Genomic DNA, 19,291 nt, shown 5'->3' with positions numbered 1-19,291 from the left:
CATGGCTCAATATGGCGTTGTCGCCTTCACTGCCCTACTGATTGCCGGTTTGAACCTGATCACCCAGCAATATGGTGATGCATACCCGGCCCTCCTGTACATCAACCCCTCTTTGGGGTTGGCCTACGTGGCCTGTTATCGCTTGGGCCGCAAAATGCTGCCCGGCTTGCTACTGGCCTACTGGCTCGCGCCCTATGCATCCACAGACCAAAGCCTGAGCATTCACCAACTGCTGCACGCGCTCATCACAGTGACTTACATCAGCATGCTGGTCAAGGTGGTGGCCCGCTACACGCTCGGCAAACGCCGCACCCACCCCGATTGGACGATCTTCAAGATATTGATGATCATCGGCCCGCTGGGTTCGCTGTTGCTAAGCAGCCTGAACCTGTGGCTGGACAAAGGGTTTCCTCCCATCATGGACCTGTGGGCCTCCATTGAATTCTCCCGATGCTGGATGGCCAATTCATTGGGCATGTTGCTGATTGCCCCCATTGCCTACAGCGTGTGGCCCGGCAATCGCAAATGGCAGTTCCGCTATAAGTCGGCAATGCGGATGGCGGTGCCAGTCACGGTGATTGGTGGTCTGGTGCTGCTGGCCAACCTGGAAATTCAGCAGAACATTGAATTTCAGGAAAACCAGCAACAGGTTCGCAACATGGACGACCTGGCAGACCTGACCTTCGCACCGCTGCCCCAAGCGATTGAACCCCTCAAAGCGATTGAACGGTTTTTCAATGCCAGCCAGAGCGTGGAGTTGGACGAGTTTCAGCGTTTCGTCCGCTTTTTTGTGAGCAACGGCCCGGTGGACGCCATTGACTGGTTACCGCGGGTGCCCTATGCCGACAAAGCCACATTCGAAGCCAAGGCCTCAACCCTGTATGGTCGCCCCTACAAAATCTGGCACCTGGACCAACAAACCCCCAAAGCCACTGAATACCTCTACCCAACCCTGTTCACCGAATCAAAAAACCAGCCCAGCGTGGACGTGCTGGGCCTGAACCATGCCAGCGGTGTCGAACGGCGTTTTGCCATGTCACTGGCAGACCTCAAAAATGAGCCCATGGCGACCAACCCGGTTCAAGTGATCCGCAGCAATCAGTCCAGCATCATCGTTTTCATCCCGGTCAAAAAAGCCACCAGCACACGCGGACAACCTGAGCTTCAGGGTTACATTGCAGCATTCTTCAACGTTCGGACCCTGCTCAACCCGTTGGAGAAAAAGGCCATGGATGGCCACATCCGCTTCCGGCTGTCCGACATCACGACCGAAGGCCCGAATCGGCGCTTGATCATTCGCAGCACCTTGCGATCTGGCGACACGGTGAGACTCAACCGGAAAATCTATTTTGGCGGACGGGTGTGGACCCTGGAGCTGGCCCAGGACCCACCGGGCATGGGCACCGCCCAACGCAATGAACAACGGATTGCCTACGTAATCTGCGTGTTTGGGGTACTGCTGGCCGTGCTCACCTTGCTCGGCAGTGCCAGCAGGAACGCCGAGTATCTGGGCAAATTGGGCGAGCGCACCCAAGACCTCGAACAGGAACTGAAAGCCCGGAAACAGGCTGAAGAAGCCCTCAAAGACCATGAGGAACAGTTGCGCCTGACACTCAGCTCCATCGGGGAAGGCCTGATTACGTGTGACAAAGCCGGTTTGATCACCTCCGTCAACGCGATGGCGGAGCGACTGCTCAACCGACAGGAAGACTTGCTGATCGGCAAACCATTGCTCGATGTCTACCGGGTGCGCCCCACCAGCGGCCATCCCGTGGTGGACCAGCACATCGTTGAACAAACCCTGTCCTCCGGCCTGCCTGTCATTTCCCCGGACTACTGGCAGTTGCAAGTGGATCGCGAACGCAACCGCATCGTTCGCCACAACTCGGCCCCCATTTATGACGGACGCATGGAGGTGCGGGGTGCTGTATTGATTTTCCGGGATGCCAGCCTGGAATACCGGGCCGAGCAATCCATGCGGCAAAATGATGAGCAGCACAAACTGTTGATTGAAAACAGCCCATTTGGTGCGGTCATTGAGCAGGCCGGCACCATTGTGTACTGCAATGCGCAGGCCCTGATTGACTTGGGGTCCACCCACAGCATTGAACTCGATGAAACCAGTATTGTGGACTTTGTGTCGCCCGATGATGGCATTCGCGTGTTGGCGGCACTGCAAAAAACCCAGGAGAGCGGCCAGTTTGAACGCTTGGATGTGCAACTGGAGAAGGAAGATGGCAGCCGGGGCCGAGCCGAACTGTTCATCACCAATGTATTGCACAACAGCAAGCCCGCCAAACTCATCCACATTCACAACCTGAGCATGCTGGAACAACAAGCGGGTTGACCCCAAGCCACACAGCCCCCGTTGGCCGGTTACACTAAAGAATTCCTCAACACCACCATTCCAAGCAGTACAGGAATTCACGCCATGTCCAGCTCCATTGTTTTGTCCAATCCGGCCCTTTTTCAAACCCAACCGTTCATCAATGGCGAGTTTGTGGCTTGCAGCCACACCTTCCCCGTTGACAACCCGGCAACGGGTGCCACCATCGCCGAGGTGGGCAACGCCAGCGTGGAACAAACCCGCCAGGCCATTGAACACGCCGACAAGGCATTCCAAAGCTGGAAAAACACCACCGCCAAAAGCCGGGCGCAATTGCTGCGCAAATGGTTCGACCTGATTGTGGCCAACACTGGGGATCTCGCCACGCTGATGACGCTGGAACAGGGCAAACCCCTGGCCGAGGCCAAAGGCGAGGTGGCCTATGGTGCCTCTTTCGTGGAATGGTTTGCCGAGCAAGCCAAACGGATTGAGGGCAGTGTGCTGGAAAGCCCGCAAGCTGGGCGGGAGCTGCTGGTGCTCAAACAAGGCATTGGCGTGTGCGCGGCCATCACGCCCTGGAACTTCCCCATTGCCATGATTACCCGCAAAGTGGCCCCGGCACTGGCTGCGGGTTGCACGGTGGTCATCAAACCCGCCGAGCAAACCCCTTTGTCGGCATTGGCATTGGCTGAGCTGGCCCGCCAAGCCGGTATTCCAGCGGGGGTATTGAACGTGATCACTGCGGATTCAGACCGCTCCATTGAAGTGGGCAAGGTGCTCTGCGACAGCGACACCGTGCGCAAGCTGACCTTCACCGGCAGCACCGAGGTGGGTCGCATTTTGATGAAACAGTGCGCCCCCACCATCAAGAAGCTCTCCTTGGAGCTGGGTGGCCATGCGCCGTTCATCGTCTTTGAAGACGCTGATCTGGACAAAGCGGTGGACGGCCTGATGGCCTCGAAATTCCGCAATGCGGGTCAAACCTGCGTGTGTACCAACCGCATTTATGTTCACCGCAGTATTCAGGCAGCGTTTGCCAGTAAGCTGCAAGCCAAGGTTGCCGCACTGGAAGTGGGTGACGGGCTGGCCACCTCCGCCAGTGTGGGCCCCATGATCGACGACCAGGCGGTGGCCAAAGTAAAACGCCATGTGGACGATGCGGTTTCCAAAGGCGCCACGGTGCTGGCGGGTGGCCAAAGCCACCCTTTGGGTGGCCGGTTTTTCCAGCCCACGCTGATCAACAATGCCAACCACGACATGCTGGTGGCCCAGGAAGAAACCTTCGGCCCATTGGCGGCAGTCTTCCCCTTCGACACCGAAGCCGAAGCCATTTTCAACGCCAACAACACCCCGTATGGTTTGGCGGCCTACTTTTACACCGAAAACACCGCCCGCACATTCCGGGTGGCCCGTGCTTTGGATTACGGCATGGTCGGCATCAATGTGGGCGTGTTCTCCAACGAAGTAGGCCCCTTTGGTGGTGTCAAACAGTCTGGCCTGGGCCGCGAAGGCTCGGTGTGGGGCATTGAAGAGTTTCTGGAAATCAAATACCTCTGCATCGGCGTTCAATAATCTCCCTGACGGGGGCCAGAAGGCCCCCACGCATGCAATTGGAACGAAGCAAGGGCTGCACCCGCGAGAAACGCGGCTGTAGCCCTTACAATAGGGCCATTTCTTGATTGCACTGCTTTAATTGCGAAGGACAGCACGCATGCTGACGTTTCAACAGGCCATTTTGACCCTGCAACAGTACTGGGACCAACAAGGTTGTGCCCTGCTCCAACCGTTCGACATGGAAGTGGGCGCCGGCACCAGCCACACCGCCACCTTTTTGCGCGCCCTGGGGCCCGAGCCCTGGAACGCGGCCTACGTGCAACCCTCCCGTCGCCCCAAAGACGGCCGCTACGGCGAAAACCCCAACCGCATGCAGCATTACTACCAGTTTCAAGTGGTGCTCAAGCCCTCGCCCGAAAACATCATTGACCTGTACTTGGGCAGCCTGGAAGCACTGGGCATCGACACCAAACAGAACGACATCCGCTTCGTGGAAGACAACTGGGAAAACCCCACCCTGGGCGCTTGGGGCCTGGGCTGGGAAGTGTGGCTCAACGGCATGGAAGTGACCCAGTTCACCTATTTCCAGCAAGTGGGCGGACTGGATTGCGCGCCCATTCTGGGCGAAATCACCTACGGCATTGAACGCCTCACCATGTACCTGCAAGGCAAGGAAAACGTCTACGACCTGGTGTGGACCGAGCGTGAAGAAAACGGCGTTAAGAAAGTACTGACCTATGGCGACGTGTTCCACCAAAACGAGGTGGAGCAGTCCACCTACAACTTTGAACACAGCAACGCCGACATGTTGTTCCGTCATTTTGGCGAATATGAAGGCGAAGCCAAACGCCTCATCGAAGCCAACCTGGCATTGCCTGCCTATGAAATGATTCTGAAAGCAGCGCACACATTCAACCTGCTGGACGCCCGAGGCGCCATTTCCGTGACCGAACGGGCTGCGTACATCGGCCGCATCCGGAATTTGTCCCGCGCCGTGGCGCAAGCCTACTTCGATTCCCGCGAAAAGCTGGGTTTCCCCATGTGCAACCAGGCCGCCTGAATAACCGAACAAGACCCCACACCATGAACCCATCCTTACTGGTCGAACTCTTTACCGAAGAGCTCCCACCCAAAGCCCTCAACAGCCTGGGGGAAGCTTTCAGCCAACTGCTGAGCCAAGCATTGCGTGACGAAGGCCACCTGAACGAACACAGCGTGGTGACTGCATTTGCCAGCCCCCGCCGTCTCGGTTGCCACATCACCAACGTGGCCAGCACATCGCCCGAAAAAAACATGCAGGAGCGGCTGCTGCCCGTGAAGATTGGCCTGGACGCGCAAGGCCAAGCCACCGCACCATTGCTCAAAAAGTTGGTCTCACTGGGTTTGGAAGGCACGGATGTATCCACGCTCAAAACCATCAGTGATGGCAAGCAAGATGTGCTGGTGATTGAACGCACCATGGCTGGCAAACACCTGCCTGAATCGCTGAACAAAGCGTTGGAAGCCGCCACCACCAAACTGCCCATTCCCAAGGTGATGAGCTACCAGCGGCCCGATGGCAGCACCGTTCATTTTGTGCGCCCGGCCCACAAGCTGGTGGCCTTGCACGGCAGCACTGTGGTTGATGCTCAAACCCTGGGTCTCACATCCGGTCGCACCACACTGGGCCACCGTTTTTTGTCCAAAGGGCCCATTGAGATTGCCACAGCCGACGGCTACGAAGCGCAACTGGAAACAGAGGGCAAGGTCATCCCATCCTTTGCCAAACGGCGAGCCGCGATTGAGCAACAACTGGCCGAACAGGCCCAAGGTGACCAGGTTGTTCAACCGGCAGACCTGGTGGACGAGGTGTGTGCGCTGGTGGAATGGCCTGTGGTGTACGAAGCGGGCTTTGAAAAAGAATTTCTGGAAGTGCCGCAGGAATGCCTGATTCTCACCATGCAGGCCAACCAGAAATACTTCGCGATCACCGATTCAAACGGCAAGATGAAAAACCGGTTTTTGCTGGTGTCCAACTTGCTGACCAATACGCCGCACCTCATCACTTCCGGCAACGAACGCGTGCTGCGCGCCCGCCTGGCCGATGCAAAATTCTTCTTCGACCAAGACCGTAAAAAAAGCCTGGAAAGCCGCTTGCCCGGCTTGGCCAGCGTGGTCTACCACAACAAGCTGGGCACCCAAAAAGACCGCAATGAACGCCTCGTGAAACTGGCTGAGTGGCTGGCGCCCATCACCGGTGCATCCGTCGAGCAAGCCAAACGCGCAGCCCTGCTGTGCAAGGCCGACTTGCTCACCGACATGGTCGGCGAATTCCCCGAGTTGCAAGGCAATATGGGCGAACATTACGCCCGCCACGATGGTGAAACTGCCGAGGTTGCACAAGCCATTGCCGACCACTATAGCCCGCGTTTTGCCGGCGACCAGTTGCCCCGCAACCCGGTTGGCCTGGCCGTGGCGCTGGCCGACAAACTGGAAACATTGCTGGGCATCTACAGCATCGGCCTCGTGCCCACCGGCGACAAAGACCCCTTCGCGTTGCGCCGTCATGCCCTTGGCGTGATTCGGATGGTGATTGAAAAAGGCCTGCAGTTGAACCTGCATGCCATGCTGAACCAAGGCAGCAGCCTGTTTGCGGCTTACCCAGACTTCAAGCCCAGCACCGAAGCCATTGCTGGTTTCATGATGGACCGCCTGCGCAGCTACCTGAAAGACCAAGGCTACTCCAGCGCCGAAGTGGACAGTGTATTGTCCACCCAGCCCAGCGAGTTTGCCGATCTGCCGAAACGTTTGGCGGCTGTGCGCGCATTCTCGCAACTGCCCGAGGCCACCGCACTGGCTGCTGCCAACAAGCGCATTTCCAACATTCTGAAAAAGGTGGAAGGCTCACCGGTTGAGCTTGTGGAAGCCCGCTTGGTACTGGATGCTGAAAAAACCTTGTTTGCAGAGGTGAACAAAGTTGCCCCAGCGTCCACCCAAGCTTTTGAGCAAGGCGATTTCCAGCAAGCCCTGCTGACCTTGGCGCCATTGAAAGCCAGCGTGGATGCATTCTTTGACCATGTGATGGTGAACGACCCCGATGAAGCCTTGAAGAACAACCGCATTGCCCTGCTGTCGTGGTTACATGGCCTGATGAACCGGGTGGCCGATATTTCTCAACTGGCGCAGTAAACCCACGGAGCGCACGCCCATGCCCACCCATACCAAACTGATCGTGCTGGACCGTGATGGCGTCATCAACGAGGACTCGGACGATTATGTGAAATCGCCGGACGAATGGATTCCAATCCCCGGCAGCATGGAAGCCATTGCGCGGCTGAACCGAGGTGGCTACCGCGTGGTGGTGGCCACCAACCAGTCGGGTATTGCACGCGGCATGTTCGACCTCGAAACCTTGTCAGCCATGCACAAAAAAATGCATGATTTGGCCAACGAAGCGGGTGCCCACATCGATGGCATTTTTTTCTGCCCCCACGGACCGGAAGACAAATGCCATTGCCGCAAGCCCAAACCTGGCTTGTTTGAAGAAATATCGGCACGCCTCGGCATGCCCATGGAGGGCGTGCCAGTGGTGGGCGACTCACTGCGAGACTTGCAGGCAGGCGCTGCTGTGGGTTGCAAGCCTTTTTTGGTCAAAACAGGCAAGGGTAAAAAAACTGCCGAGAAAAAGGACGAGCTACCCGCAGGTACACTGGTATTTGCCGACCTTGCAGCCTTGGCTGCGCATTTGGTACCGGCTGACCCGTTTGCAAACAATCGAAAATAAAACACAACAATTGTTCGGAGGCATGTGGTGAGGTCTGTCATTGGCTCAATCCTGTTCTTTCTGTACGTGGTGATCTACACCCCCATCCACGCCACGTTGCTGTTGCTGCTTAGCCCTGTGCTCAGTATTCGCAATCGCTATGTGTTTGCCTGCTGGTGGAATGCCATCAACATCCACATGTTGAAGTGGCTGTGCGGCATTCAATTCAAGGTTGAAGGCATGGAACACCTGCCCAACACCGGTGCGATTGTATTGGCCAAGCATCAATCGGCCTGGGAAACCTTTGCCATTCCAGTGCTGCTGTTGCCAAGGCACCTCTGCCTGATTTACAAACGCGAGCTTCAATATGTACCGTTTTTTGGTTGGGCCTTGTGGGTGCTTCGCATGGTCCCGGTGGACCGCAAAAATGGGGTTGAAGCCTTTGAGTTTGTGAAAAAAATGGCCGGTGAACGCATGCGCCAAGGGGCTTGGATGATGTTCTTCCCGGAGGGCACCCGTGTACCGGTGGGCTACAAGCGCCGTTACAAAACTGGTGGCACCCGCTTGGCAGTCGCCACCAACACACCGGTGGTACCTGTGGCGCACGATGCCGGCGAATACTGGAAACGCAAGGGCTTCTTCAAAAAAGCAGGCACAGTCACCTTGCGTTTTGGCAAGCCCATTTCACCGGAAGGCCACAATGCCGACAGCCTGATGAAAGCCGTGGAAGACTGGATTGAAGGCCAGATGCATCAAATTTCTCCCCACCGTTACACCAGCGCCGAAACACCCTTGGTGGACAAAAAGTGAGCAATGCCAGACAGCAGCACCGACGTTGAGCAACGTGCGATTGAGTTGCCGTGGGGCACCTGCCGCTACGGGCTCAAGCGCAGCAAACGCCGCAGCATCGGTTTCTTGATCACCGATGAAGGGCTTCAAATTTCAGCGCCACACCGCGTGGCGATGGCTGAAATCGAACGCATCATTGCCAGCAAATCCAGTTGGATTGAGAAAAGCCTGTCGCGCTGGCAAAGCCGCAAAAGAAACAGCACCAATCTGGAAAACCTGCTGGCCCAAGGGCAGGCCATCCCTGTTCGAGGCCAGGCCTTTCAAGTGGTGCACACCAGCACTGCACGGCCCATGCTCAACCCCTGGACACAGCACATCACCCTGCCCGGCAGCGTTCGCCATTCACCACCAGCACAACTCAAATCGCTGGAAAAAGTGTTGAAAACCCATGCCAAGGAAGTGTTCACGCACATGGCCCAAACACTGGCCCAGCGCATGGAATTGCCCCCTTTTCAAATTCGCCTGTCCAGCCCCAATGCGCGATGGGGCTCATGCAACAGCCGTGGCGAAGTCCGGTTGAATTGGCGGCTGGTACACTACCCCTTGCCGATGATTGAATATGTCATCGCACATGAGCTGGCTCATCTCAAAGAGATGAATCACAGCCCCCGTTTTTGGGCGATTGTTGAACAATTAATGCCCAACTACCGAGAGCCCCACAAAGCGCTCTCACAACTGAGTCCATCTGAGGTACCCCGACTATGAGAATTCTTCACACCATGCTTCGCGTTGGCAATTTGCAGCGCTCTGTTGACTTTTACACCCAGGTGATGGGCATGCATGTACTGCGCACCACCGACCGCCCCGACCAAGGCTATTCGCTGACATTCCTCAGCTATGGCCCTGAGTCTGAGCAGGCCGCACTGGAGTTGACCTACAACTACGGCGTGGACAGTTACGAAATGGGCGGCGCTTACGGGCACATCGCCATTGAAGTGGAAGATGCCTACAAGCAGTGTGATGCCATCACCGCCGCTGGTGGAAAAGTAACGCGCCCGGCAGGCCCAGTGAAAGGTGGCAGCACCATCATCGCGTTTGTGGAAGACCCGGACGGCTACAAAATCGAACTGATTCAACGCGGCACTTTGTAAGTGCACAATCGGACTGGATGCTCCGTTCTGGGGCATCCAGCCTCAAGCCCGGTGAGGCTTGAGCGCCCATTTTGACACCCAAAAGTCAAGTAAAAAATTTTCTTTTTTTTGGGCGATCAGGGTCGAATTTCCACCCCACCCTCGCTAAAATGGGCTGCTCGAAAATTGCTCAAATTTTGTGCAATCGTGCAACTCGCCCATTTCACACTTCCAAACAATCTGTTTCTCGCGCCCATGGCAGGCGTGACAGATCGGCCTTTCCGCCAGTTGTGCAAACAACTGGGCGCTGGGCATGCCGTGTCGGAAATGGCTGCGAGCAACCCGCAATTGTGGAAAACTGACAAGAGTACCCGCCGCCTGAACCACCACGGTGAAACCAAACCCGTGGCTGTACAAATTGCCGGTGCAGACCCCGAGATGATGGCGCATGCTGCCGCGTACAACATTGAACGGGGTGCGCAAATCATCGACATCAACATGGGTTGCCCCGCTAAAAAAGTGTGTGCCGTGGCAGCCGGTTCCGCACTGCTTCAAAACGAAACCCTGGTTGAAAAAATTCTTCGCGCGGTGCATGCAGTGTGTGCAGAGCGCGGTGTGCCCCTCACCCTGAAGTACCGCACCGGCTGGAGCCCCGAGCATCGCAATGCGATTGCGATTGCGCAAATGGCTGAGTCCGTTGGTGTGTCACTGCTGACCCTGCATGGCCGCACGCGCGCCTGTGGCTACACGGGCCACGCCGAGTACGACACCATTCGTGCTGTCAAGCAATCCGTGAATATTCCAGTGATTGCCAACGGCGACATCACCACTCCCGAAAAAGCACGCTTTGTGTTGGACTACACCGGTGCTGATGGCCTCATGATTGGCCGTGCAGCACAGGGCAACCCCTGGATATTCCGCGAGGTGCTGCACTACTTGCGCACCGGTGCGCATCTGCCGCCGCCCACATTGGAAGAAGCCCACACCGTGATGCTTCACCACCTGCGGGACCACCACACTTTTTATGGCGAAAAAACAGGCTTGCTGACCGCACGCAAGCACCTGCAATGGTATCTTTGCGGCCCAGCCGGTAAAAACCACCCCATCGTCGACCAATTGATGGTCGCCCAAACCACCGAGGCGCAGGTGCGCATCGTGGATGAGTTTTTCATGTCCTGGAGAAACACGGGCGAAACCTATTTCACGCCCAGTGATTCAAACCTTTCCAACGAACCAACACACACAAGATTGGCAGCATGAGCATCAACGATCGTAACTCGGCCCCAGTGACCATCTCCGATTGCATCCGGAGCAACCTGGACAAATTTTTTGATGACCTGGAAGGCGAGAGTGCCAACGCGGTGTATGACATGGTGCTGTCCGCCGTTGAACGGCCCATGCTTGAAGTGGTCATGGAAAAAGCCAACATGAACCAGACCATTGCCAGCCAAATGCTGGGCATTAACCGCAACACCTTGCGCAAAAAATTGCAACAGCACGGTCTCATCTGATTTTTTTAATGTTTCACATTGCTTCGGCAAGCCCACTGTCATGACTACACACAACACCATCAAACGCGCGCTGCTGAGCGTGTCCGACAAAACCGGCATTCTCGAACTGGCCAAAGCGCTGGCCGAGCGCGGCGTTGAAATTCTCTCCACAGGCGGCACAGCCAAACTGCTGGCTGAAAAAGGTGTGGCCGTTAAAGAGGTGAGCAGCCACACAGGCTTTCCGGAAATCATGGACGGCCGTGTGAAAACCCTGCACCCGAAAATTCACGGTGGCATTCTGGCCCGGCGTGATTTGCAAACACACCTGGATGCAATGGAAGAGCACGGCATTGGCCCCATTGACCTGGTGGCCGTCAACCTGTACCCGTTCGACCAGGCCACGGCTGCTGAGCATGTGAAGCTTGAAGACGCGATTGAGAACATCGACATCGGTGGCCCGGCCATGGTACGCGCATCGGCCAAAAACTACGCCAGCGTGACCATTCTGGTGGACCCCACCGATTACAGCAAAGTGATTGATGAACTGAAAGCCAACGATGGCGCCACCACCCTGAAAACACGCAGTGCGCTGGCTGCCAAAGCCTACGCGCACACATCGCGCTATGACGGCGCCATTGCCGCCTTCTTGACCAGCCTTCAAGGCACCGATGGCGACTTGAATGATGTGCCCGCGCGCATCGAGTACCCCGAAGTCATGTCCATGCAGTTCCACAAGGTGCAGGACATGCGCTATGGCGAAAACCCACACCAAACCGCCGCCTTCTATCGCGAAGCCAAGGCACCGGTGGGTTCGCTCTCCAACTATCGGCAGTTGCAGGGCAAGGAATTGTCGTTCAACAACATCGCCGATTCCGATGCTGCCTGGGAATGCGTCAAAACCTTTGAGGCGCCCGCCTGCGTCATCATCAAGCACGCCAACCCCTGCGGTGTGGCTGTGGCCGAAAACACGCTGCAAGCCTATGGCAAAGCCTTCAAAACCGATCCCACATCGGCTTTTGGCGGCATCATCGCCTTCAACCGCGCCGTGGACCAGGCCACAGCCGAAGCCGTGTCCAAGCAGTTTGTGGAAGTGTTGATTGCGCCGTCGTTTGACGATGGTGCCCGTGCCGTGTTTGCAGCCAAACAAAATGTTCGACTGCTGGAAATTCCGCTGGATGCAGGCAACCACCGCTTTGATTACAAACGCGTGGGCGGCGGTTTGCTGGTGCAAACACCCGACATTCACAATGTGCAGCAAGGCGACATTCGTGTGGTCTCCAAGCGTCAGCCCACCGAGCAGCAGTGGAATGACCTGATGTTCGCCTGGCGCTGTGCCAAGTTCGTTAAAAGCAATGCCATTGTGTTCTGCAAAGACGGCATGACCATGGGCGTGGGCGCCGGCCAAATGAGCCGTGTCGACTCTGCACGCATTGCGTCCATCAAGGCCCAAAACGCTGGCCTCACACTGGCCGATTCCGCCGTGGCATCGGATGCCTTCTTCCCGTTCCGCGACGGGCTGGATGTGGTGGTGGATGCAGGTGCCAGCTGCGTGATTCAACCCGGTGGCTCCATGCGCGACGATGAGGTGATTGCTGCAGCAGACGAGCGCAACATCGTGATGGTGCTGACCGGCATCCGTCACTTCCGCCACTAACTCAACCGGCCTCGCCAACCGTGCGCATTCTTGGCATCGACCCGGGCTTGCGCATCACCGGTTACGGCGTGGTCGATGTGGTTGATGGGCAGCAAACCTATGTGGCCAGTGGCGTCATTCGCACGAATGCCGATGCCCCACTGGCCGACCGCCTTCACACCCTGTTCAAAGGCCTGTCTGAACTGACCGAGCTCTACAAACCCCAGGTCGCTGTGGTCGAAATCGTGTTCGTCAACGTGAACCCGCAATCCACCCTGTTGTTGGGCCAGGCGCGCGGCGCGGTGCTCACCGCACTCACCCATGCGGGCTTGAGCGTGATGGAATACACAGCGCTTCAAATCAAGCAGGCCATCGTCGGCCAGGGCAAAGCCAAGAAAGAACAGGTGCAGGAAATGGTGAAACGCCTGCTCAAATTGCCGGCGGCCCCCTCGGCCGACGCAGCAGATGCGCTGGCCGCGGCGCTCACCCACGCGCAAAGCAGCAAGATGATCAATGCCATGGGCCATGCCAGCCAACTGCCCGCCGGTGCCCTGCGCACCCGCACTCGGAAGGGGCGCACCAGTTGGCGCTGAACTGCGCTGCATTTCCCTTGTAACTGTGGTTTTGTCCAGTATACTGACAGACATCAACCGCTTGGAGAACTGCAATGATCGGACGCCTCAAGGGCACCCTGGCCGAGAAAAATGCCCCGTGGATTGTGCTCGATGTGCAAGGCGTGGGCTATGAACTGCAAGTTCCCATGAGCACTTTTTTCAACCTGCCCGAGTTGAATGCCCCCTGCACCTTGAATACCCACCTGGTGGTGCGCGAGGACGCGCATAGCCTGTATGGTTTTGCGTCAGCCGATGAAAAAACCCTGTTCAAAACCTTGATCAAGGTGTCGGGCATTGGGCCACGCACAGCACTGGCCATCCTGTCCTCCATTTCCACGCAAGAATTTTTGCTGGCGGTTCAAAGTCAGGAAACCGCGCGCTTGGTGAAAATTCCGGGCATCGGTAAAAAAACCGCCGAGCGTTTGCTGCTTGAACTCAAAGGGCAAATCGGTACGCTCGGTCCGGCCATGGGTGTCAGCATGTCGGCCATTGGTCATTCGCCGGTGGCTGGCAGCGCGCAAGACGAAATCATTGCGGCGCTGTGCGCGCTCGGTTATTCCGACAAAGAAGCCGCCGCTGCCTGCAAGGGCCTGCCCGATGGCATGGGGGTAACCGACGGCCTGAAACTGGCACTGCGCAACCTGTCCAAAGGCTGAGCAGCATGCCACTGGTTTACACTGCTGATATCGCCACATTTGCCCTTCTCGCCCACGCATGATCGAGCCGGACCGCCTCATCAACCCCGCCAAAACCACGTCTTCTGAAGAAGCGTTTGAGCGCGCCCTGCGCCCCAAGCACCTGGACGAATACGTGGGGCAACAAAAAATCCGCGACCAGCTCGACATCTTCATTGCGGCGGCAAGGTCTCGAAAAGAAGCGTTGGACCATGTGCTGCTGTTTGGTCCACCCGGCTTGGGCAAAACCACACTGGCGCACATTCTGGCCCGTGAAATGGGCGTTAACTTAAAACAAACCTCGGGCCCCGTGCTGGAGCGCCCGGGCGACCTGGCGGCGTTGCTCACCAACCTCGAAGCCAACGATGTGTTGTTCATCGATGAAATCCACCGCCTGTCACCGGTGGTGGAAGAAATTTTGTACCCCGCGCTGGAGGACTACCAGATCGACATCATGATCGGTGAAGGCCCGGGCGCACGCAGCGTCAAACTCGACCTTCAACCCTTCACGCTGGTGGGAGCCACCACGCGCGCCGGCATGCTCACCAACCCACTGCGTGACCGCTTCGGGATTGTCTCGCGTCTTGAGTTTTACACCCCCGGCGAGTTGGCCCGCATCGTGGCACGCAGCGCAGGGTTGCTCAACATGCCATTCGATGAAGCCGGTTGCCTCGAAATTGCCCGCCGTTCACGCGGCACACCCCGCATTGCCAACCGGCTGCTGCGCCGCGTGCGCGACTATGCGCAGGTGAAGGCACAAGGTGTCATCACCGCCGATGTGGCCGATGCAGCGCTTGGCATGCTGGACGTGGACAAGATTGGCTTGGACCCGATGGACCGGCGATTGCTGGAAGCCATCATCCACCGCTTCAATGGTGGCCCGGTTGGACTGGACAACGTGGCCGCCGCCATCGGCGAAGAACGCGACACAATTGAAGATGTTCTGGAGCCCTACCTCATCCAGCAGGGCTACATTCAACGCACACCGCGCGGCCGCATTGCCACACTCAACACTTACCAGCATTTTGGTTTGGTGGCGCCCAGCCACCTGTCGCAGGGTTTGCTCAATCCGGGTCAATCCGCTCAGGGTGATTTGAACATCTGATTTGACCTCGCAGGTCATCGTCTTCAGTTTTCGTTGGTGGCACACTGGCAAAAAACAGGAGATGACCCATGCGTTCGGACACCCGACCTTCCCCACTGAAACACCTGCGCCAGCAGCAACGAATCAGCCAGGCGGAGCTGGCTCACCGGGTGGGTGTTTCACAACGCCACCTCAGCTGCATTGAAACGGCAAAGGCACAACCCAGTCGGGACATGCTCACCGCCATTCTGGATGCACTTGAATTGCCGTTGGGCGAACGCAACCAATGCCTGGTCCATTTTGGCTACGCGCCAGCGCATCCGCAGCGCCCACTGTCAGACCGTGCACTGGCACCTGTTTCGCAGGTGATTGATCTCATGCTGAGCAAGCATGACCCCTACCCCGCCATCGTACTGAATGCCGACTGGAATTTGCTTCGTTTCAATGGCGGGGTGCTTCGACTACTCAACATGCTGGGACTACCCGCCAGTGCATTGCAAGACGAACCCAATTTGCTGGTGTGGATGATGAGTCCGGAAGGCCTGATGGAACACATCATCAACCTCGATGAAGTGCTGCCGTATTTGGTCCGGCGCCTGCAATCCGAGGCTGCCCACCTGCCTCACCTGGGGGCGCTTTTGGCCAGTATTTCCAATGATTGGCAAACCAAGGCCCGTGCACTACCCGCCATCGACACCCCGGTTCTGGTCACTCGATTTCGCTCCAGAACCGGAGAGGAACTGGCTTTCATGACCACCATCACCACCTTCGGAACGCCCATCGACATCACAGTGGAGTCGCTCCGAGTTGAACTGTTGTACCCGGTCAATGCGGCTGCACACCATGCCTTTCTTTCCGGGGAATTCGACCTAAATGCCCAATCATCTTTGACCAAGAGGCTCACACCATGAGCCTGGTCATTTCCTCCATCTGCCTCACGCTGTTGGGCATCATCCACCTGCTGCCGGGCGTGGGCATGCTGAGCGCATCGCGCCTCACGCAACTGTATGGTGTCCCTGTGGATGAACCCAACCTGGAAATCCTGCTGCGACACAGGGCCGTTTTGTTTGCCTTGTTGGGCGCCTACCTGCTGCTGGCTGCATGGCACACCCCTTGGCAACGGGTGGCGTATGTTGCGGCATTCATCAGCGTGACATCGTTTTTGGTGCTGGCCTACACCACAGGCCAGAACAACACAGCCATCGCCAGGGTGGTTGCGATCGACTGGCTGGCAGTGGTTTTAACACTAACCGGCTACGCCGCATTCCTAATGTCCAATCCTTAAAAGGAGTTCATCATGAAAGCACTAAAAGCACTCTTGGTTATTGAACTACTGCTTCTGACAGCTTATACAGGGGTGGTTATCCAAAACCAGGGGTTTGATCTGGTCTCCCATTTCGTGGGCAACATCACCACGATGGGATGGTCCGGTCAGTTCAACCTGGATTTCATGGTACTGCTCACACTGTCGGGGATTTGGGTGTCATGGCGGCATGGAAACAGCCCGCTGGGTGTACTGCTCGGTGTATTCACAGCCCTTGGCGGGTCCATGGTGCTGTGCCCATACCTGCTCATCGAAATATCCAAAAGCCAGGGCAACATGAAGGCACTGTTGCTGGGGCAACGCCATAGTTAAACCCCAGCATTACTTACACAAAAGACCAGTGTGAATGGGCGTTGCCTTGGCAAGACTTCGCCATTGAGGAAAACAAGGAATGCCCATCAGAGACGATGTGACGTGCATTCAGCATGATTGCAAAATCTCGAAGGCTATCCAGATTCAAGTCAAACTTGGTCAGCCCATGTACCTCAAGATCCTGCGCCTTCAATTCATGGATACCTGATTCGACCATTTTCTGGTCCATGCCATGGGACAGAAATTGACCAATGCCGGTCTTCTCTATCCATTGACTGGCCAACCAAGCGGAATCGGACAGAATCCACACCGGCTTTGCAGATGCGGCGTCTGGACACACAGCGCTGTAGGCCCGGTGCACCTGGGTGATGTAGGACTCCAAATCCGGAAATTGCGCATCCAGCTTTTCAGCCAGCGATTTCAATCTGACCTTGCCACCCGCCCACGATTTCGATCCCGCACGCAAATGGATCACATCGTACTGTTGGGGCTTCAAGCCCCGGGTTTGTGCATAGCGCTTTAAATCCCTCGAGAACCAGTGCTTGGGACGCAAGCTTGCAAAGTCGGCATAACGAAAAGCTCGAAACCCAACCCCAGCGTACACAACAACATCTGCGTCGTAGTCTTCCTGCTTGAAATCCGCAATCGCGTTGAATGCCTCTCCATGGTTTGGAAACTGGAACAGTTCGGTGTAAGCCAGAGCGCGGATGTCCAGATTGTCCATGTGCGTTGCCCAAGGTCTGGGGAGGACACTGCTGCCCGTTACGCCCCGCCGAAACAGCTCCAGGAAACCGTGCAGAGGAAAAGATTTGACACCCACGAAGTCAAAGTAGTCTTCCAAAGCCAGTTGACCATCGTGGGACCATTCTTCGTCACGCCAATCGACGACCAAATAACGTCCAGTCGCTTTGGCATATTTCAGCACCTGCAACAGGCACTGAAGGCGATCGCCCCAACCGGCAGCGCCCTTGAACACCACAAACTTCATGCTGTTGGTCATGGCTTAGCCTGCGGAAGTCCTGGCAGCAGAGTTTTTCGCCGCAGGTTTTGCGCGCGGTTTGCGCTTGGCGGCCACCTTGGCTTGCGCAGGGGCAGGCTTCGACGCTGTTTTGGACTTCGCCACCGGTTTGGCGGCCGCTGGTTTGGTGGCAGATTCATCCACATACGGCACGCCCAACAAGCCCTCCAGCTCCTCCAGCGCCTCGCCGGTGTACACCGCCAAGCGTTGCATGGATGGCAATGCATCATGGTCGCCCGTGAACGCCACGTTGAATTGGCCGGCGTAACTGACCACGGTGATGTTCAACGCCTGACCATGCGGAATCAGCGAGATGGGGTAAAACTGGGCCAGTCGGCAGCCCGAGAAATACAAGTCCTGGGACGGGCCCGGCACATTGGAAATCACGGTGTTGAAAATCGGTCGAGTCAAACCGCCCAAACCAGACACCAACTGCAGCATCATGGGCGCCATCAACATAATGGTGTAGTTGTTGATTGCCTCTTTGGGCATGGACTGCAAGTGGGCTTTGGCCACCTGCGTGGAGCGGTTGATTTCGCGCAACCGAACCAATGGGTCTTCTTCGGTGGTGTTCAAGTTTGCCAGAATGAAACTGATCGCGTTGCCACCATCCAGATCATCGGCAGGCCGCACCGACACCGGCAAACCTGCTGTCAGGTTTTCATGCGGCAGGGCATTGCGCTCGACCAAATAGCGGCGCAGTGAAGCCGAACAAATGGCCAGGAAAATATCATTCACACTCACTTCGGCGGCTTCGGCCAACTTGCGAATGCGCTCCAGCGGGTACGTCTGTGTGGCCAAACGGCGTGCACCACCCACCCGGCCATTCAAGATGGACTTGGGCCCCGAGAATGGCGTTGCGATGGCGGTGTCAGTCGGCTTGAAAGCCTCATCAAACAAGGCTCGCAGGGCTTTGCCCGCCACGGAAATGGCAGCACCGTTCAACTTGGCCGCCTTCCAGGCCTCCATGGCCTGGTCCACAAAGGGTGGTGGCGTTTTGGATTTTTTCTCTTTGCGCACCGTGCCCACCGACCAAGGCGCAGGCAAGGCCAGGCTTTCTTTCGCGCTCTTGCCAAAAATACGGCTCATCAGGCGCATGGCCCCCACGCCGTCCATCAGCGAGTGGTGCATTTTGGTGTAGAGCGCAAAGCGGTTGCCTTGCAAGCCCTCAATCAAATGCATTTCCCACAGGGGGCGGTGAAAATCCAGGGGGTGAGAGTGCAAGCGAGAAATCAAGGCACCCAGTTCGCGTTCACCGCCGGGTGAAGGCAAGGCGCTGTGCCGGAAGTGGTAGTCCAGATCCACCTTGTCGGTTTCAACCCATTTGGGGCGCAAGGTCAGCAATTTGGGGCTGTTCAATCGGTAATTGAAGGGTGGGTTGAATTCCACCGAACTGCGAAGCCAGGTCAAAATGCGGGCAATCGCATCCTGAACCGGTTCGTTTTCCACCGTGAAGATCGCCATGCTTCCCACGTGCATGGGCGCTTCACGCGACTCCACATACAACCACGACGCGTCCAAAACGGGAATGTTTCTGGCCATCCCTCTTCTCCTGAGTGCATTTTTGTGTGTATTTATTCTTGAGCCTGTCTACCCTGTCT

Annotated in this window: 19 protein-coding genes; 17 read left to right on the top strand and 2 right to left on the bottom strand. The window is 56.9% G+C overall.

Annotated features, from left to right (window positions below):
• The first annotated feature begins 1 nt into the window (after nucleotide 1).
• The 17 genes from VGE55_RS05305 to VGE55_RS05225 all read left to right on the top strand — a co-directional run bounded on the left by VGE55_RS05305 (nucleotide 2) and on the right by VGE55_RS05225 (nucleotide 16,672).
• Nucleotides 2-2,347: a CHASE domain-containing protein gene (locus VGE55_RS05305; protein WP_331130660.1), complete on the top strand. Its 2,346-nt coding sequence runs from the start codon at nucleotides 2-4 to the stop codon at nucleotides 2,345-2,347.
• 84 nt (nucleotides 2,348-2,431) lie between these two features.
• Nucleotides 2,432-3,898 carry an NAD-dependent succinate-semialdehyde dehydrogenase gene (locus VGE55_RS05300; protein WP_331130659.1) on the top strand — a complete coding sequence of 489 codons (1,467 nt, stop codon included), beginning with the start codon at nucleotides 2,432-2,434 and terminating at the stop codon, nucleotides 3,896-3,898.
• 139 nt (nucleotides 3,899-4,037) lie between these two features.
• Nucleotides 4,038-4,940, top strand: a complete 903-nt coding sequence (gene glyQ, locus VGE55_RS05295) for a glycine--tRNA ligase subunit alpha (protein WP_331130658.1) — start codon at nucleotides 4,038-4,040, stop codon at nucleotides 4,938-4,940.
• Between the two features lie 23 nt (nucleotides 4,941-4,963).
• On the top strand, nucleotides 4,964-7,048 hold the full coding sequence (gene glyS, locus VGE55_RS05290; RefSeq protein ID WP_331130657.1) for a glycine--tRNA ligase subunit beta: 2,085 nt from the start codon (nucleotides 4,964-4,966) through the stop codon (nucleotides 7,046-7,048).
• Between the two features lie 19 nt (nucleotides 7,049-7,067).
• Nucleotides 7,068-7,643 carry a D-glycero-beta-D-manno-heptose 1,7-bisphosphate 7-phosphatase gene (gene gmhB, locus VGE55_RS05285; RefSeq protein ID WP_331130656.1) on the top strand — a complete coding sequence of 192 codons (576 nt, stop codon included), beginning with the start codon at nucleotides 7,068-7,070 and terminating at the stop codon, nucleotides 7,641-7,643.
• 27 nt (nucleotides 7,644-7,670) lie between these two features.
• Nucleotides 7,671-8,432 carry a lysophospholipid acyltransferase family protein gene (locus tag VGE55_RS05280; protein WP_331130655.1) on the top strand — a complete coding sequence of 254 codons (762 nt, stop codon included), beginning with the start codon at nucleotides 7,671-7,673 and terminating at the stop codon, nucleotides 8,430-8,432.
• Between the two features lie 3 nt (nucleotides 8,433-8,435).
• Nucleotides 8,436-9,176, top strand: coding sequence for a SprT family zinc-dependent metalloprotease (locus VGE55_RS05275; protein ID WP_331130654.1), 741 nt, complete (start codon nucleotides 8,436-8,438; stop codon nucleotides 9,174-9,176).
• The gene (gene gloA, locus VGE55_RS05270) at nucleotides 9,173-9,562 is read left to right on the top strand and encodes a lactoylglutathione lyase (RefSeq protein ID WP_256764617.1); all 390 of its coding nucleotides are present in this window, start codon (nucleotides 9,173-9,175) and stop codon (nucleotides 9,560-9,562) included. Before VGE55_RS05275 ends, gloA begins: the two co-directional genes overlap by 4 nt.
• Nucleotides 9,563-9,748: 186 nt before the next feature.
• A complete protein-coding gene (gene dusB / locus VGE55_RS05265) occupies nucleotides 9,749-10,801 on the top strand; it encodes a tRNA dihydrouridine synthase DusB (RefSeq protein ID WP_331130653.1) in 1,053 nt (350 codons plus the stop codon).
• The gene (locus VGE55_RS05260) at nucleotides 10,798-11,052 is read left to right on the top strand and encodes a Fis family transcriptional regulator (protein WP_256764619.1); all 255 of its coding nucleotides are present in this window, start codon (nucleotides 10,798-10,800) and stop codon (nucleotides 11,050-11,052) included. Before dusB ends, VGE55_RS05260 begins: the two co-directional genes overlap by 4 nt.
• 40 nt (nucleotides 11,053-11,092) lie before the next feature.
• A complete protein-coding gene (gene purH, locus VGE55_RS05255) occupies nucleotides 11,093-12,685 on the top strand; it encodes a bifunctional phosphoribosylaminoimidazolecarboxamide formyltransferase/IMP cyclohydrolase (protein WP_331130652.1) in 1,593 nt (530 codons plus the stop codon).
• Between the two features lie 20 nt (nucleotides 12,686-12,705).
• Nucleotides 12,706-13,257: a crossover junction endodeoxyribonuclease RuvC gene (gene ruvC / locus VGE55_RS05250; protein ID WP_331130651.1), complete on the top strand. Its 552-nt coding sequence runs from the start codon at nucleotides 12,706-12,708 to the stop codon at nucleotides 13,255-13,257.
• A 74-nt stretch (nucleotides 13,258-13,331) separates the two neighbouring features.
• Nucleotides 13,332-13,934: a Holliday junction branch migration protein RuvA gene (ruvA, locus tag VGE55_RS05245; RefSeq protein ID WP_331130650.1), complete on the top strand. Its 603-nt coding sequence runs from the start codon at nucleotides 13,332-13,334 to the stop codon at nucleotides 13,932-13,934.
• A gap of 58 nt (nucleotides 13,935-13,992) precedes the next feature.
• A complete protein-coding gene (ruvB, locus tag VGE55_RS05240) occupies nucleotides 13,993-15,057 on the top strand; it encodes a Holliday junction branch migration DNA helicase RuvB (protein ID WP_331130649.1) in 1,065 nt (354 codons plus the stop codon).
• 68 nt (nucleotides 15,058-15,125) lie between these two features.
• Nucleotides 15,126-15,947, top strand: coding sequence for a helix-turn-helix transcriptional regulator (locus tag VGE55_RS05235; protein ID WP_331130648.1), 822 nt, complete (start codon nucleotides 15,126-15,128; stop codon nucleotides 15,945-15,947).
• Nucleotides 15,944-16,321 carry a phosphopantetheine adenylyltransferase gene (locus VGE55_RS05230; RefSeq protein WP_331130647.1) on the top strand — a complete coding sequence of 126 codons (378 nt, stop codon included), beginning with the start codon at nucleotides 15,944-15,946 and terminating at the stop codon, nucleotides 16,319-16,321. Before VGE55_RS05235 ends, VGE55_RS05230 begins: the two co-directional genes overlap by 4 nt.
• A 12-nt stretch (nucleotides 16,322-16,333) precedes the next feature.
• Nucleotides 16,334-16,672 carry a hypothetical protein gene (locus tag VGE55_RS05225; RefSeq protein WP_331130646.1) on the top strand — a complete coding sequence of 113 codons (339 nt, stop codon included), beginning with the start codon at nucleotides 16,334-16,336 and terminating at the stop codon, nucleotides 16,670-16,672.
• A 13-nt stretch (nucleotides 16,673-16,685) separates the two neighbouring features.
• Here the strand turns inward: VGE55_RS05225 and VGE55_RS05220 are convergent, their stop codons facing one another.
• Both VGE55_RS05220 and VGE55_RS05215 read right to left on the bottom strand, forming a co-directional pair.
• The gene (locus VGE55_RS05220; protein ID WP_331130645.1) at nucleotides 16,686-17,672 is read right to left on the bottom strand and encodes a hypothetical protein; all 987 of its coding nucleotides are present in this window, start codon (nucleotides 17,670-17,672) and stop codon (nucleotides 16,686-16,688) included.
• Between the two features lie 3 nt (nucleotides 17,673-17,675).
• Nucleotides 17,676-19,232, bottom strand: a complete 1,557-nt coding sequence (locus VGE55_RS05215; RefSeq protein ID WP_331130644.1) for a wax ester/triacylglycerol synthase family O-acyltransferase — start codon at nucleotides 19,230-19,232, stop codon at nucleotides 17,676-17,678.
• Between the last annotated feature and the right edge of the window lie 59 nt (nucleotides 19,233-19,291).

Origin of the sequence: Limnobacter sp. (assembly GCF_036405155.1) — a bacterium.
Classification (GTDB): Bacteria; Pseudomonadota; Gammaproteobacteria; order Burkholderiales; family Burkholderiaceae_B; genus Limnobacter.
Note: the sequence above shows the minus strand (reverse complement) of the source record. Positions and strands in the feature narration are given on the sequence as shown.